The following is a 15,553-nucleotide window of genomic DNA, read 5'->3' as shown; positions in this document are numbered from 1 at the left end:
AAGGACGAAAAAACAGGCGCGTTATCTTATATCAAATGCGCCCGCCGGGCACCTTCAGGGTGCCAGCGGGTGGCCTTTATGGTCAGGCAGTCGAGGCTTGTGCTGCATCGCTTGCCGGTTTGGGCAGCGACGACAGGAAGGCCATGATCAGCGCGGCCAGGTACGGCAGCGATTGCACCAGCAGCATGGCTACCCAGAAGCGCATGTCCGAACTGGGCAAGCCCTGCACCAGGTAGATGCCACCGGCAGCGCCCCACAGCAAGAGCATGATGAACAGCTCTTCGCGCGCTTCGGAAATCGCCACCAGCAAACCATGGCTGTCGGCGTTCTTCGGTGTGCGAAAGAACGGCATGCTGCTGGTGAAGAAACCGTACAGCACGGCCTTGGCAATCGTATGCGACAGCGCCAGCCCGGCCAGGGCGGCAGCGAAGGCGTCCTTGAGGTTGACGCCGACCGCACGACGGTAGAGGAACAGGATCTTGCCGACCTTGAAGAAGAACAGCGCCAACGGCGGGATGGCAAAGATCATCAGCGGTGGATCGACCCGGTGCGGGACGATGATCATCGCCGCCGACCACAGCAGCGCACCGACGGTGAAGAAGATGTTCATGCCATCGGCGACCCACGGCAACCAGCCGGCGAGGAAGTGATAGCGCTGGCCGCGGGTCAGTTCACTGCCCTTGCCCTGCAGCAGGGCGCGGGCGTGGTGCTTGATGATCTGGATCGCGCCGTAGGCCCAGCGGAAGCGCTGCTTCTTGAAGTCGATGAAGGTGTCGGGCATCAGGCCCTTGCCGTAGCTGTTGTGCGCGTAGGCGGCAGACAAGCCTTTTTCGAACACGCGCAAGCCCAGCTCGGCGTCTTCGCAGATGCACCAGTCGGCCCAGCCGAGTTCTTCCAGCACCGAGCGCCGGGTCATGGTCATGGTGCCGTGCTGGATGATCGCGTCACGGTCGTTGCGGGTGACCATGCCGATGTGGAAGAAGCCTTTGTATTCGCTGTAGCAGAGCTTCTTGAAGGCGCTTTCGTGCTGGTCGCGGTAGTCCTGCGGCGACTGCACCACAGCGATCTTCGGGTCGGCGAAGTGCGGCACCATGTGCTTGAGCCAGTTGCGGTCGACGCAGTAGTCCGAGTCGATCACGGCGATCACTTCGGCGTCCTTGGCCGTGTGCGGCAACAGGTAGTTGAGTGCGCCACCCTTGAAGCCGGCCAGGGGCGCAACGTGGAAGAACTTGAAGCGCTCACCGAGCAGCTCGCAGTGGGCCTTGAGCGGCTCCCACACGGCCGGGTCCTTGGTGTTGTTGTCGATCACCAGCACTTCATAGTCGGGGTAGTCGAGCGCGGCGAGGGCGTCGAGGGTCTGTTTGACCATCTCCGGTGGCTCGTTGTAGCAGGGCACGTGCACCGACACTTTCGGCCGGTAGGCGCTGTCGCCCTGCACCGGCAGGAATTCGCGACGGCGCTTGGCCGTCCACACCGTTTCGGCCAGTTCATGGGCTTCGGTCATCAACACGATGAACACACCAATCGCCCCCAGCGCCAGCAGGAAACCGACGATCAGGCTGAACCAGGTGCTGTATTGCTGGCTGTAGTCGTAGGCGATCCACACCAGCACCGAGCCACAGAGGAAGGTAATGAAGGTGAGGAAGGTGCGCCCGCGTTGGCGTAGCGCCGAGCCATCGATCAGCAGGATGGTCAGGGCAAGCATCGCCAGCACCACCGAAGCGACCGCAAGGGCGCGCCACTGCGGAATCGCCACCACCGGCCCTTCGAAGTTGAATTTCTGCTGGCGCTCGGCGTTGAACACGCCCCAGTAGGCGCCCACCGAACCTTCGTCGCTGGCCTTCCACGGTTGGTCGTAGGCCTCGATGACGAAGTAGTTGTAGCCGCGTCGGTTCAGCGTATTGACCAGCGTGCGCAGGTAGATGGCCTGGTCGGCCTGGGTGGCATCGGCGCCGCCGCGCATGCGGCCGTTGCTCGGCCAGCCAACCTCCGACAGCAGCAGCGGTTTGCGCGGGAACTGCTGCTTGAGCTCACGGGCGCGATCAAGCACGAACTCGACCGAATCCTGCATCGGCACAAACTCCCAGTACGGCAGGATGTGCGCGGCGATCAGGTCGACGTGGGGTGCAAGCTCCGGGTTTTCTTTCCAGATATGCCACTGTTCACTGGTGGTCACCGGCACCTTGACCGCCGCGCGGACCCGATCCAGGTACTGGATCAGCGCCTCGGGGGTGACCTCCTTGCGGAACAACGCCTCGTTGCCAACCACCACCCGCACCACGCTGCGCGAGCTGTTGGCCAGCTCGATGGCCTTGCTGATCTCGCGCTCGTTGCGCTCAAGGTCCGGGCTGATCCAGATACCCAGGGTGACGCGCAGGCCGAATTCCTCAGCCAGCCGCGGGACTTCGGCCTGGGTGCCTTCGACGGTATAGATACGGATACTGTCGGTCAGTTTGCTCAACTGCTCGAGGTCCTGGCGCATCTCCTCCTCGCTCGGGTACTGGCCCTTTTGCGGGCTTTCACCCAGGCGAAACGGCGAGTAGGAGAAGCCGGAAATCTGCTCCGGCCAGGCCGGCGCGGACACCGGGCGGTTGATCAGCGCCCAGAACCCGGTGAACAGCGCGGCGATGACCAGCACCACTACCAGGTTGAGGCCGAATTTGCGTGATGACATAAGCGATTGTAGGTTCCGAAGAGGGGAGTGGGCGTGTGCCAGCTGGGGCTGCGTTCTACGCTTGGACAAGAAAGCAGCAGTGCCATTCGGCGCAGAGGGTGAAGCTCTGCTCCCACTCGGTTGTCGTCCAAGTCTGACTCTCTGATCGGATATTAAAGCAGGATTGGTAGGTTTTTTACCAACTAACAGCGCCGTGCGGCCCGGCGACCCGCCAGCTGGCATATAATGCGCGCCGGTTTTTTGCGGATAGCGAGCATGAGCACAGAAGATCCACGCTTCGCCGGCGTTGCCCGTTTGTACGGCGACCAAGGCCTGCAACGCCTGCGCGACGCCCATGTGGCGGTGGTCGGCATCGGCGGGGTCGGCTCATGGGTGGCCGAGGCGCTGGCGCGCAGCGGTGTTGGCGAAATCAGCCTGTTTGACCTCGATGATGTCTGCGTGAGCAACACCAACCGCCAGGCGCATGCGCTGGAAGGCCAGGTAGGGCGGGCTAAAGTCGAGGTCATGGCCGAGCGTCTGCTGGCAATCAACCCGGCCTGCACAGTCCATGCAGTGGCAGACTTCGTCACCCGTGACAGCATGGCCGAGCACATCACCGAGCAGATGGACTGCGTCATCGATTGCATCGACAGCGTGATGGCCAAGGCGGCGTTGATTGCCTGGTGCCGGCGGCGCAAGATCGCCGTGGTCACCACCGGTGGCGCTGGTGGCCAGATCGACCCCACGCAGATCCAGATCGGCGACCTGAACAAGACCTTCAACGACCCGTTGGCCTCACGCGTGCGCTCGACCCTGCGCCGCGACTACAACTTCTCGCGCAACACCTCGCGCAATTACGGCGTGCCGTGCGTGTTCTCCAGCGAGCAGCTGCGTTATCCCAAGGGTGACGGCAGCGTTTGCCTGCAAAAGAGCTTTGTCGGTGAGGGCGTGCGCCTGGATTGCTCCGGCGGCTTTGGCGCGGTGATGATGGTCACCGCCACGTTCGGCATGGTGGCGGCGAGCAAAGCCATCGAAAAACTGGTTGCCGGTGCGCGCCGGCCGTCGGAACGGGTGGTCGCGCCGGCGGCTGATCTGTAAGCAGCGGTCAGCGCTTCAGGCTTCGCTGGCGAGCTGCGCCATACGCTGCAGTACCGCATGCAGGCCGTTGCTGCGCGACGGCGACAGTTGGCGTTCAAGCCCCAGCTCGCTGAACCAGCCGCGCAGGTCGAGCTGGGCCAGCTCGGCGCTGGCCAGCCCTTGTACCCGCGCCAGCAACAGCGCCAGCAAACCGCGTAACAGACGCGCATCGCTGGTGGCCTTGAAACGCCATTGGCCATCATCGACTACGGCCACCAACCAGACCAGGCTTTCACAGCCGTGGACACGGTTGCTTTCGGTTTTCTCGGTGTCATCCAGTGGCGCCAGGCGCTCGCCCCACTGCATCAGCAAGCGTGCGCGCTGTTCCCAGCCACGGGCTTCGGTGAAGCACGCCAATGCCTCGCGAGCTTGTTCGGGCAGGCTCATCGCAGCAGCTCCAGGCCTTGATCCAGCGCTTCGAAAAGGCGCGCCAGATCGTCACTGTCGTTATACAGCCCCAGCGACACGCGGATCGCGCCCTCAAGGCCGAGGCCTTTGAGCAGGGGCATTGCACAGTGATGACCGGCGCGCACGGCGATGCCTTGCTCGGTCAGTACATGGGCGATGTCGGCGTTGTGTACGCCGTCGACGACAAAGCTGACCAGCGCGGTCTGTGGTGCGCCCAGTACGCGAACGCCCTCGCGATCGGCCAGACCGCGCAGCAGGTGCTGGTGCAGGCTTGCTTCGTGGCGCTCGACCGCGTTGGCATCAAGGCTGGCCAGATAGTCCAGCGTGGCGCCCAGGCCAATCACGCCGGCAATCGGTGGCGTGCCGGCTTCGAAGCCGAGCGGCGCAGGACGAAAACTGGCGCTGTGGTAATCCGCCAGTTGGACCATCTCGCCGCCAAACTGCCAATGGCGCAACTGCTGCAGCGCGCGATGCCGGCCGTAGAGCACGCCGACGCCTTCCGGGCCGTACAGTTTGTGGCTGGAGAACACGTAGAAGTCGCAGCCCAGCTGTTGCACGTCGTGGCGTCCATGCACCACGCCCTGAGCGCCATCGACAACGGTCAACGCGCCTTGGGCGCGGGCGTGGGCGAGCAGGGCTGGCAGCGGTTGCCAGGTGCCGAGCACATTCGACAGCTGGCTGACCGCCAGCAAGCGTGTACGTGGGCCGATCAGCTGCAGTGCCTGGTCAAGGTCAATCTGGCCTTGCGAGTTCACCGGCAATATCACCAGGCGCAGATTGCGCCGCTGCGCCAGTTGCTGCCAGGGCAACAGGTTGGCGTGGTGCTCCAGCGCACTGATGGCGATCTCGTCGCCGGCATTGAAGCCGTGCTCAAGGCCATAGGCGAGCAGGTTCAGCGCTGAGGTCGCGCCGTGGGTGAAGATGATCTGTTGCGCATCAGCGGCATTCAGCCAGGCAGCCACTTTGTCGCGGCTGGCCTCGAACGCTTGAGTGGCCAGTGCTCCCGGCAGGTGTTGCGCGCGGTGCACATTGGCGGCGCCATGGCTGTAGTAATGGCTCAGTGCATCCAGCAGGGCCTGTGGCTTCTGGGTAGTGGCGGCGCTGTCCAGGTAAGTCTGGTGCTGGCGTTGCAACGCGGCGATCGCGGGGAAGTCGGCGCGCCAGGGGGAGGGCTGAAACATGTTTGCGGGACCTGCAATGAAAATCGGGCCTGGCTTTACGCCAGACCCGATCTTATCACTTCGAACCTGATGGTTCTCAGTTGTGCGCGTGCAGCGCCTCGTTCAGCTCGATTGCCGACTTGTGCGTCTTGCACTCGACTGCGCCGTTGAGCGAGTTGCGACGGAACAGCAGGTCGGTCTGGCCGGCCAGATCACGGGCCTTGACCACCTTGACCAGTTCGTTGTTCTCGTCGAGCAGGTTCACCTTGGTGCCGGCCGTGATGTACAGGCCAGCTTCAACGGTGTTGCGGTCGCCCAGCGGGATACCGATACCGGCGTTGGCGCCGATCAGGCAGCCTTCGCCGACCTTGATGACGATGTTGCCGCCACCGGACAAGGTGCCCATGGTCGAACAACCGCCGCCCAGGTCCGAACCCTTGCCGACGAAGACGCCCGCCGAGACGCGGCCTTCGATCATGCCTGGGCCTTCGGTGCCGGCGTTAAAGTTGACGAAGCCTTCGTGCATGATGGTGGTGCTTTCGCCAACATAGGCGCCCAGACGCACGCGCGCCGCATCGGCGATACGCACGCCGGCCGGGACCACGTAGTCGGTCATTTTCGGGAACTTGTCGACCGAGAACACTTCCAGCAGCTCGCCCTTCAGACGTGCTTCCAGTTGCAGTTCGGCAAGCTCAGCCAGGTCGACCGCGCCACGGTTGGTCCAGGCTACGTTCGGCAGCAGCGGGAAAATGCCGGCCAGGCTCAGGCCGTGCGGCTTGACCAGGCGGTGCGAGAGCAGGTGCAGCTTGAGGTAGGCCTCAGGCGTCGAGGTCAGTGCGCTGTCTTCGGCCAGCAGGGTGGCGACCAGCGGCTTGTGGCTTTCTGCCAGGCGGGTCAGCAGCGCGTACTGGGTAGCGTCGACCGACTTGACCGCATCGGCCAGCTGGCCGGCCTGGGCATTGCTGAACGCGATGGCCTGGTTGCCGCCTTCATAGCCCAGCACCGGGGCGATGGCAGCGATCAGTTCGGCGCTCGGGTTGAGCAGTGGTTGTGCGTAGAACACTTCCAGCCAAGTGCCCTGACGGTTTTGGGTGCCGACACCGAAGGCCAGGCTGAACAGAGTAGTGGACATGCGATTACCTCTTGCGAATAGGGGGGTGGCAGCGCTGTTGGGCTCAGCCCAGCGCAGCGGCGTACAGATCCGGCTTGAAGCCGACCAGGGTGCGTTCGCCAAGGTCGAGCACCGGGCGCTTGATCATCGACGGCTGGGCCAGCATCAATTCGACGGCCTTGGCCTGGTCAATGTCGGCTTTGCTGGCATCGTCGAGTTTGCGGAACGTGGTGCCGGCACGGTTGAGCACAACCTGCCAGCCGTGCTCGTTGCACCAGCGGATCAGGCTGTCACGGTCGATGCCTTGGCTTTTATAGTCGTGAAAGGCGTAGTCGATGGCGTGTTCTTCAAGCCAGCTACGCGCCTTTTTCATGGTGTCGCAGGCCTTGATGCCGTAGAGAGTGTAAGCCATTGAATTCAAAGGGTCCGGCGGGTTCACCCAAAACCTCCCCAATATCTCCCGTTGTTTAGTCGGCGGATTATGCGACATCGCTGGGGCTGGCGCCACGGCTGGCTGCCGAATGCCCGCGGTTAAGCGCGTTGAGTAGCACGCTGTTACACATTCTGCGGCAGCCTGCGACTATCGTGCAGCGGCAGATGCCCTTAACTCCCCGCTAACATATTGTTTCAATTGCGGTCCTAGCGCTGTAAGCGTTTCTCCAATTTGACAGGATTTTTACCGATGCAGTCAGCCTATACCGTCCTCATCCTGCTGACGCTGGTAAGCGTGTCCAAGCTGGTCGGGCGCTTGATCCCACTGCCGTTGCCGTTGGTACAGATCGCGGCAGGCGCACTATTGGCGTGGCCCAGCCTGGGCTTGCATGTGGCATTGGAGCCGGAGCTGTTCCTGTTTCTGTTCCTGCCGCCGCTGCTGTTCGCCGATGGCTGGCGTATCCCCAAGCGGGAGCTGTGGCGCATGCGCGGCCCGGTCATCGCCCTGGCCGTTGGGCTGGTGCTGTTTACCGTGGTCGGCGCGGGTTACTTCATTCATTGGCTGCTGCCGAGCATTCCGCTGCCGGTGGCGTTTGCCCTCGCCGCCGTGCTGTCGCCGACCGATGCAGTGGCCGTCTCGGCCATTGCCCAGGACCGACTGCCGACGCCGTTGATGCACATGCTTCAGGGCGAAGCCTTGCTCAATGATGCCTCGGGCCTGGTGACCTTCAAGTTCGCCTTGGCTGCGGCGATTACCGGGGTGTTTTCGCTCACCGACGCGAGCTTGTCGTTCGTGCTGGTGGCCTTGGGAGGGCTGGCCGTCGGCGTGGCGTTGAGCTGGCTGGTCGGGCGGCTACGCGCGTGGATGATCACCCGCGGCTGGGATGATCCGGCCACCCATGTGGTGTTCATGCTGTTGCTGCCGTTCGCGGCCTATGTGCTGGCCGAGCGTCTTGGTGTGTCGGGCATCCTTTCGGCGGTAGCCGCAGGCATGATGCAGAGCTGGCTGGATCTGCTGCCGCGCCAGACCAGCACCCGGCTACTCAATCGCAGCGTCTGGTCGTTGCTTGAGTTCGCCTTCAACGGTTTGATCTTCTTGCTGCTGGGCCTGCAGTTGCCGGACATCATCAAGGCAGTGGTCAGCCACGAAACCTCGCTGTGGCCGGCGCTCGCCTACCGCTGCCTGGAAGTGCTGGCGATCTTTGCGGCGCTGATCGTGCTCCGTTTCATCTGGGTGCAGAGCATCTGGCGGGCGATTGGCGTGGTACGCCGCTGGCGCGGCAAGCCTGAACTGGTATTGGTGCCGACTGCACGTTCCTGCTGGCTGTTGACCCTGGGCGGCGTGCGCGGGGCGGTGACCTTGGCAGGCGTGATGTCGGTGCCGTTGTTGATCAGTGCCGGGGAGGCGTTCCCGCAACGCGACTTGCTGATCTTTATTGCCGCCGGGGTGATTCTGTTGTCGTTGATCAGTGCATGCATTGCCTTGCCGCTGCTCTTGCGCGGCATTACCCAGAGCCCGGACGAGCGCTTGCAGCAGGAAGTGCGGGAGGCGTGGCGGCTGACCGCAGAGGCAGCGATCCATGCCCTCGAAGCCGAGGAAGTGGTCGATGCCAACGCTGCTCAGGATGCGGCTCAGGCAACCTTGGCGGTCGAGCTCAAGGCGCGGCTGATGGCCGAGTATCGCGATGAACTGGCCAGCTACAACGACAGCGCCGAAGCCCGTGAGCTGGCGCACCAGATGGACTTGCTCGAGCGTCGCCTGCGTTTGCGTGCGCTGCGTGCCCAGCGCCTGGAGCTCTATAGCCTGCATCGCCAGCACCTGGTAGGTGATGAGGTCGTGCGCCAGGTGTTGGGCGATCTGGACATGAGCGAGGCCAACCTTGGACAGGTTCGCTAGGTTCAGTCGTGCGGGTAGGCCAGGCGCATCAGCTCAAGGTCCTTTTCGCTGAGCTGGTGGTTACGTGCGATCTCAAAATCGCCGATGGTCTGCCATTGCGCGACGGCATAATGCATGATCGACAACGGGTCGTAAGCGGTTTTTATCATGGCTGTATCAGCCTGCACGTCCAGATACTGCTGGTGCACATCCTGTGCAGTCCAGCCAGCGGCTTGGAGCGTGGCGATAAGCGCCTGTTCGTTCCACGGGATATTGGCATCAGGGTGGGTGTGTTCGTGCTGTAGTCCGAGGGCGTGGCCGAACTCATGCAGCACTGTACATTCAAACCACTCTTCGCCGGGAGCGACGTTCAGGCACATGGTCTCATCGGTATAGGCCAGCGCATCGGTGCCGAGGTCTGATTGATTGTGCAGGACATCCTTGCCGGTCAGAACCCTGATCTGGGCCTTGGCATCGTTGTCTTCGGCCAGATCCAATTCCAGATTCGCCTCGGACAAGTCAGTCCACTGGCTCGCCAGTTCGAAAATTGCCATTTTCAGGCTTCGATCAGGTGAGCCCATGAACGAGATCCACAGCGTGCGGCCCGGCTCCCACAAGTGCGTGTGTTTGACGAGGCCGCGTTTGTGTCGCCCGCCACTACTTACGCCTCTGTTGCGTGGGTTTTCGGCGATCGCCAGGTCGTAGGAGAGCTGCTCTGGGATGCGGTTGCGGCAACAAGGCCGGGAATCGATGATCATCGGGAAAGCTCCTGGTCAATTGATGGACCACGAGCTTCGCCGATCGGCTATGCAGCTGTGCCTTACATATATCAGCTTGTAACTGGCTCAGCGGCGTTCAAGGAAGCGCTGGATACGCGACGCCGCCTCGATGCACTCCTCCAATGGTGCGACCAGGGCCATGCGCACACGGCCTGCGCCTGGGTTGACGCCGTCGACTTCGCGGGACAGGTATGAACCCGGCACGACGGTGACATGCTCAGCTTCGAACAGATCGCGGGTGAAGTCAGCATCGCAACCCGGCACCTTGGCCCACAGGTAGAAGCTGCCATCGGGCCGCTGCACGTTCATAACAGGCTGGAGAATTTCCAGCACCGCGTCGTACTTGGCCCGGTACTGGTCGCGGTTGGCCCGCACGTGGGCTTCGTCCTGCCAGGCGGCCACGCTGGCCAGCTGGGTTTGCACGGGCATGGCGCAGCCGTGATAGGTGCGATACAGCAAAAACGGCTTGATGATCTGCGCATCGCCTGCGACAAAACCTGAGCGCAGGCCGGGCAGGTTGGAGCGCTTGGACAGGCTGTGGAACACCACGCAGCGCTTGAAGTCGCTGCGACCCAGCTCGGCGCACGCGGTGAGCAGGCCCGGCGGCGGATTTTCTTCGTCGAAGTACAGCTCGCTGTAGCATTCGTCGGAGGCAATCACGAAGTCGTGCTCGTCGGCCAGGGCGATCAGCTTTTTCAGCGTGTCCAGCGGCACCAGCGCGCCGGTCGGGTTGCCTGGCGAGCACAGGAACAGGATCTGGCAGCGTTGCCAGGTCTCGGCCGACACTGCGTCGAAGTCAGGGTTGAAACCGTTGTCTTCCAGGCACGGCAGGTAGTGCGGGGTGGCACCGGCCAGCAGTGCTGCACCTTCGTAGATCTGGTAGAACGGGTTGGGGCTGATCACCAGGCCATCGTCGGCGCGGTTGACCACCGCCTGGGTGAATGCAAACAGGGCCTCGCGGGTACCGTTGACCGGCAGGATGTGACGGTCAGCGTCAAGCCAGCCGCCGGGCACATTGAAGCGGCGTTCGCACCACTGGCCAATCGCCTGACGCAGGGCCGGCAAACCCAGCGTGCTGGGATACACCGCCAGCTTGTCGAGGTTGTCTGCCAGGGCCTTGGCTACAAAGGCCGGCGACTCGTGCTTGGGTTCGCCGATCGACAGGGCAATGGCACGTTTGTCAGCGGCGGGCTGCACGCTGCCGAGCAGGGCGCGCAGCTTCTCGAACGGGTAGGGCTGCAGCTGGGTCATGGCTTGGTTCATCGGCACGAGGTCTCGTCAATCATCTAGATAGTCAGGCGGGCAGGGCTGTTGTCGCTGCCTTGGCTGGGCTGCAACTGCTGGACCAGCGCTTCTTGCAGGCGGCTGCACAGTTGCGGGTCGGACAGCGGCTGGTTGTTGGCGTCGGTAATGAAGAACACGTCTTCGACCCGCTCGCCGAGAGTGGCGATCTTGGCGTTTTGCAGCGACAGGTCGAACTCGAGGAAGATCCGCCCGATCCGTGCCAGCAGGCCAGGCCGGTCGGGAGCCGTGATCTCGAGAATGGTCACCGCGCGCTGGGCATCATTGAGGATGGTCACCTGCGGCGCAAAGGTGAAGTGCTTGAGCTGACGCGGGACTCGCCGCTGGATGATGGTCGGGTAGTCTTCCGGGTTGCGCAAGGCTTCGGTCAAACCGTCGCGAATCTGCTTGACCCGCTGCGGATTGTCGCCGATCGAGCCGCCGTCGTTGTCCAGCACGATGTAGGTGTCGAGGGTGAACTGGCTGCTCGAAGTGATGATGCGCGCGTCGTGGATGTTCAGGTTCAGCTGCGACATCGCCGCCACCGTCACCGCAAAGAAGTCGTGCTGGTCGGGCGCATAGATGAAGATCTGCGTGCCACCTTCGAACTCGCGCTGGGTGGTTTCCTTGATCAGCACCAGCGGGCCGCCGTCAGCCGGCTGCTGCAGGATTGCATCGCTGTGCCAGGCGACGTCGGCGGCGGTGTGCTTGAGGAAGTAGTCGTCACCCAGTTGCGACCAGAGCTGCTCGACGTCGTCCGGGTCGGTGCCTTCGCGGATCAGGATGTCCAGCGCAGCGCTTTGTGTCTGGCGGATCTGCTCTTCGCGGTCGAGCGGGTTTTCCAGGCCGCGGCGCAGGGCACGCTTGGTCTCGCTGTAAAGCTGGCGCAGCAGGCTGGCGCGCCAGGAGTTCCACAGCGTCGGGTTGGTCGCGTTGATGTCGGCAACGGTCAGTACGTAGAGATAGTCGAGGCGCGTTTCATCGCCGACGTGCAGGGCAAAATCATTGATCACCTGCGGGTCGGAGAGGTCCTTGCGCTGGGCCGTGGTCGACATCATCAGGTGGTTGCGCACCAGCCAGACGATCAGCCGAGTGTCCCAGGTCGGCAGCTGGTGGCGTTCGCCGAACGCCTGCGCATCGACTGCGCCGAGCTCGGAGTGGTCGCCCTGACGGCCCTTGCCGATGTCGTGATAGAGCCCGGCCAGGTAGATCAGCTCGGGTTTGGGCAGACGGCCCATGAGCTTGCTGGCCAGCGGGAATTTCTCTGAAACCGGGGTGTACTGCAATTTGCGCAGGTGCTTGATCAGGTTGAGCGTATGCGCATCGACCGTATAGATGTGGAACAGGTCATGCTGCATCTGCCCGACGATCAGGCCGAACTCGGGCAGGTAACGGCCAAGAATGCCATAGCGGTTCATCCGGCGCAGGTTGCGGTGGATGCCGATCTCGCACTTGAACAGCTCGATGAACAGGCTGGTGTTGCGGATATCGTTGCGAAAGTCATCGTCGATCAAGTGTCGATGGGCGCGCAGCAGGCGCACGGTGTCGGCGCGCACGCCCTTGATTTCGGGGTGCTGGGCCATCAGCACGAACATCTCGAGCATGGCAAACGGGGTGCGCTTGAACACGTTCTGATGGGCGGCCTCGATGTAGCCATCATGCAGCCGGAAGCGGGCGTTGAGCGGCTGGGTGGTGCCGCTGTCTTCGTCCGCCAGAATCACTTCTTCGAAATGCTGGATGATCAGGTCGCAGAGCTGGCTGATGCTCATCACCACCCGATAGTACTGCTGCATGAACTGCTCGATGGCACGCTTGGGGTTTTCGTCGCTGAAGCCGAGCAAGGCGGCGATGCTGCGCTGGTGATCGAACAGCAGGCGGTCTTCGGCGCGGCCGGCGAGCATGTGCAGGGCATAGCGCACCCGCCAGACAAACGCCTGGGACGATGCCAGCAGTTCGTTTTCGCTTTCCAACAGGAAGCCTTCGCCGGCCAGGGCGTGCAGGTTCAAGGTGCCGTACTGGCGGCGCGCGACCCAAAGCACGGTCTGGATATCACGCAGGCCCCCGGGCGAGCCCTTGACGTTGGGTTCGAGGTTGTATTCGGTGTCGTTGTACTTGTGGTGGCGGGCCTTGAGTTCGGCGCGCTTGGCCAGGAAGAACTCCTTGCTCGGCCACAGGTGCGAGGTACTGGTGGCCTCGAGCATGCGCTGGCGCAGGGCTTCGGGGCCGCAAATGGTGCGGCTTTCCATCAGGTTGGTGATCACCGTCAGGTCGGCGCGGGCCTGCTCGACGCACTCGTCGACACTGCGCACGCTCTGGCCGACTTCAAGGCCGATGTCCCAGAGCAGGGTCAGTAGCTGTTCGATGGCGTCGCGATACTGCTCGTGCTGGGCGCCGTCGAGCAGAATCAGCAGGTCGATGTCCGAGTACGGGTGCAGTTCGCCGCGGCCATAGCCGCCCACGGCGATCAGGGCGATCGCTTCGGGTGGTTGCCAGTCGAACTGGCTCCAGGCCTGTTGCAGGATGTTGTCGACGAACCAGGCGCGATCTTCGATCAGCCGGCGGATGTCACGGCCTTCGCGAAAGCGCCGATCGAGCACCTCGCGGGCCAGGCGGATAGCCTTCTTGAAGGCAGCGATGGGGCTTGCCTTGAGCGCCAGTTCCGCCTGGAACTGGCCGCGGTCGAACAGCTCGGGATCCACCTGGGGCATCGAGTCGCTTTCCTGAAAGTGTTAGGCCGACGTGCGGGGGATGGTGTCGTCTTTGCGCAGGGTGAAGATCTCGTAACCGGTCGCGGTAACCACCAGGGTGTGCTCCCACTGCGCCGACAGCTTGCGGTCCTTGGTGATGGCCGTCCAGCCGTCGCCCAGTACTTTGGTGTCGGCCTTGCCCTGATTGATCATCGGCTCGATGGTGAAGGTCATGCCTTCCTTGAGTTCCATGCCAGTGCCGGCACGGCCGTAGTGCAGGATCTGCGGTTCTTCATGGAAAACCTTGCCAATGCCGTGACCGCAGAACTCGCGCACCACCGAAAAACCGTTCTTCTCGGCGTGCTTCTGGATCACTTCGCCGATGTCGCCCAGACGGCAGCCCGGCTTGACCAGCTCGATCGCCTTGTACATGCATTCCTGGGTGACCTGGGACAGGCGCTCGGCCCACACCGGCACGGTGCCGACATGGAACATGCGGCTGGTATCGCCGTGGTAGCCGTCCTTGATCACGGTCACGTCGATGTTCAGCGTGTCGCCATCCTTCAACGGCTTGTCGTTGGGGATGCCATGGCAGACCACGTGATTGATCGAGGTGCAGATCGACTTCGGGTAGCCTTTGTAGTTGAGCGGGGCCGGGATGGCCTGCTGAATGTTGACGATGTAGTCGTGGCACAGGCGGTCGAGCGCTTCGGTGGTAACGCCGGGCTTGACGTGTGGCTCGATCATCTCCAGCACTTCAGCGGCCAGGCGGCCGGCGATGCGCATCTTTTCGATGTCTTCTGCAGTCTTGATGGTAACGGTCATTGACAGGCTCTCTACGGCGCCGTGCAGGGCGCGAACAAACGGGAAAGGCCAGATTCTACCAGAGCGAGGCGCCCATCTGTCGGCAGAAAGGCCCGCTGGCGGCTCTCTATATGAGGCATTTTGGCGCGATTGCGGGCCCGCTGCAAAAAGCACTGACGGACGCGACAGGATTGCAGTTCCGTCAGCGCCGAGTCTGTGGTATAAAGTGCGCCGCTTTCGGGGACGACCTCGACTGCCTTAACCCACACACGTGTCGACACGATGACCTGGGTGCCCCGACCGCTTCGGCGACGTGGGTTGGTCATTGGGATACGTGGAGGCCCAACCCGACTTATCAAGGAACAATCATGTCCCAAGTCAATATGCGCGATATGCTGAAGGCCGGTGTGCACTTCGGTCACCAGACCCGTTACTGGAACCCGAAAATGGGTAAATACATTTTCGGCGCGCGTAACAAGATTCACATCATCAACCTGGAAAAAACCCTGCCGATGTTCAACGACGCTCTGTCGTTCGTCGAGCGCCTGGCCCAGGGCAAAAACAAGATCCTGTTCGTCGGCACCAAGCGTTCCGCCGGCAAACTGGTCGCCGAGCACGCTGCTCGCAGTGGTTCGCCATACGTCGACCACCGCTGGTTGGGCGGCATGCTGACCAACTACAAGACCATCCGCGCTTCGATCAAGCGTCTGCGTGATCTTGAAGTCCAGGCTGAAGACGGTACCTTCGCCAAGCTGACCAAGAAAGAAGCTCTGATGCGTTCGCGCGATCTGGAGAAACTGGACCGCAGCCTGGGTGGTATCAAGGACATGGGCGGTCTGCCTGACGCACTGTTCGTCATCGACGTTGATCACGAGCGCATCGCGATCACCGAAGCCAACAAGCTGGGCATCCCGGTTATCGGCGTTGTCGATACCAACAGCAGCCCGGAAGGTGTTGATTACATCATCCCAGGCAACGATGACGCCATCCGCGCAATCGAGCTGTACATGGCTTCGATGGCTGACGCCATCATCCGCGGCCGCAACCATGTTGCTGGCGGCACCGAAGTCTATGTTGAAGAAGCAGCGGCACCAGCTGCTGAGTAATTGACGCCTGGCGTCTACTTGGCACGCAAAAAGGGGGCTTGGCCCCCTTTTTGCCACCTGAAATCCTCCTGTCAGCAATACCGCCGCATGATGACCTCCTGCTGGCAACAAGACAGTGG

12 protein-coding genes are annotated in these 15,553 nt (G+C 62.5%); 3 read left to right on the top strand and 9 right to left on the bottom strand.

Features of this window, described 5'->3' with window-relative positions; genetic code table 11:
* Nucleotides 1-82 precede the first annotated feature (82 nt).
* Nucleotides 83-2,674, bottom strand: a complete 2,592-nt coding sequence (locus M2396_RS13990) for a glycosyltransferase (RefSeq protein WP_101317213.1) — start codon at nucleotides 2,672-2,674, stop codon at nucleotides 83-85.
* A 255-nt stretch (nucleotides 2,675-2,929) separates the two neighbouring features.
* Between M2396_RS13990 and tcdA the strand changes: the two genes are divergently transcribed.
* Nucleotides 2,930-3,751, top strand: coding sequence for a tRNA cyclic N6-threonylcarbamoyladenosine(37) synthase TcdA (tcdA, locus tag M2396_RS13985; RefSeq protein ID WP_150570840.1), 822 nt, complete (start codon nucleotides 2,930-2,932; stop codon nucleotides 3,749-3,751).
* A 15-nt stretch (nucleotides 3,752-3,766) separates the two neighbouring features.
* Here tcdA and M2396_RS13980 read toward each other — a convergent pair whose 3' ends face one another.
* The 4 genes from M2396_RS13980 to M2396_RS13965 form a co-directional block, all read right to left on the bottom strand.
* Nucleotides 3,767-4,177 carry a SufE family protein gene (locus M2396_RS13980; protein WP_150570841.1) on the bottom strand — a complete coding sequence of 137 codons (411 nt, stop codon included), beginning with the start codon at nucleotides 4,175-4,177 and terminating at the stop codon, nucleotides 3,767-3,769.
* Nucleotides 4,174-5,379 (bottom strand): cysteine desulfurase, encoded by a 1,206-nt coding sequence (locus M2396_RS13975; protein ID WP_150572030.1) that lies wholly within the window; start codon nucleotides 5,377-5,379, stop codon nucleotides 4,174-4,176. Before M2396_RS13975 ends, M2396_RS13980 begins: the two co-directional genes overlap by 4 nt.
* 76 nt (nucleotides 5,380-5,455) lie before the next feature.
* Nucleotides 5,456-6,490: a 2,3,4,5-tetrahydropyridine-2,6-dicarboxylate N-succinyltransferase gene (gene dapD / locus M2396_RS13970; protein WP_101317221.1), complete on the bottom strand. Its 1,035-nt coding sequence runs from the start codon at nucleotides 6,488-6,490 to the stop codon at nucleotides 5,456-5,458.
* Nucleotides 6,491-6,533: 43 nt separating this feature from the next.
* Nucleotides 6,534-6,881 carry an ArsC family reductase gene (locus tag M2396_RS13965; RefSeq protein ID WP_101317223.1) on the bottom strand — a complete coding sequence of 116 codons (348 nt, stop codon included), beginning with the start codon at nucleotides 6,879-6,881 and terminating at the stop codon, nucleotides 6,534-6,536.
* Between the two features lie 270 nt (nucleotides 6,882-7,151).
* On the opposite strand from M2396_RS13965, the gene M2396_RS13960 reads away from it, so the two are divergent.
* On the top strand, nucleotides 7,152-8,798 hold the full coding sequence (locus tag M2396_RS13960) for a Na+/H+ antiporter (RefSeq protein WP_150570843.1): 1,647 nt from the start codon (nucleotides 7,152-7,154) through the stop codon (nucleotides 8,796-8,798).
* Between the two features lie 2 nt (nucleotides 8,799-8,800).
* Here M2396_RS13960 and M2396_RS13955 read toward each other — a convergent pair whose 3' ends face one another.
* The 4 genes from M2396_RS13955 to map all read right to left on the bottom strand — a co-directional run bounded on the left by M2396_RS13955 (nucleotide 8,801) and on the right by map (nucleotide 14,349).
* On the bottom strand, nucleotides 8,801-9,535 hold the full coding sequence (locus tag M2396_RS13955) for a M12 family metallopeptidase (protein WP_150572029.1): 735 nt from the start codon (nucleotides 9,533-9,535) through the stop codon (nucleotides 8,801-8,803).
* Nucleotides 9,536-9,622: 87 nt separating this feature from the next.
* Complete coding sequence (dapC, locus tag M2396_RS13950) at nucleotides 9,623-10,819, bottom strand: succinyldiaminopimelate transaminase (RefSeq protein ID WP_259075579.1); 1,197 nt, start codon at nucleotides 10,817-10,819, stop codon at nucleotides 9,623-9,625.
* 23 nt (nucleotides 10,820-10,842) lie between these two features.
* Entirely contained in the window at nucleotides 10,843-13,545 is a 2,703-nt protein-coding gene (locus M2396_RS13945) for a [protein-PII] uridylyltransferase (RefSeq protein ID WP_101317232.1), read from the bottom strand.
* A 21-nt stretch (nucleotides 13,546-13,566) separates the two neighbouring features.
* Nucleotides 13,567-14,349: a type I methionyl aminopeptidase gene (map, locus tag M2396_RS13940; protein WP_101317234.1), complete on the bottom strand. Its 783-nt coding sequence runs from the start codon at nucleotides 14,347-14,349 to the stop codon at nucleotides 13,567-13,569.
* 347 nt (nucleotides 14,350-14,696) lie between these two features.
* Here map and rpsB point away from each other — a divergent pair, with 347 nt between their 5' ends.
* Nucleotides 14,697-15,434: a 30S ribosomal protein S2 gene (rpsB, locus tag M2396_RS13935; RefSeq protein WP_101317236.1), complete on the top strand. Its 738-nt coding sequence runs from the start codon at nucleotides 14,697-14,699 to the stop codon at nucleotides 15,432-15,434.
* Nucleotides 15,435-15,553: the final 119 nt, after the last annotated feature.

Source organism: Pseudomonas sp. BIGb0278, from assembly GCF_024809895.1.
In the GTDB taxonomy this organism is placed as follows: Bacteria; Pseudomonadota; Gammaproteobacteria; order Pseudomonadales; family Pseudomonadaceae; genus Aquipseudomonas; species Aquipseudomonas shirazensis.
The sequence above is the reverse complement of the archived record's forward strand: the minus strand, read 5'-3'. Positions and strand labels throughout refer to the sequence as shown.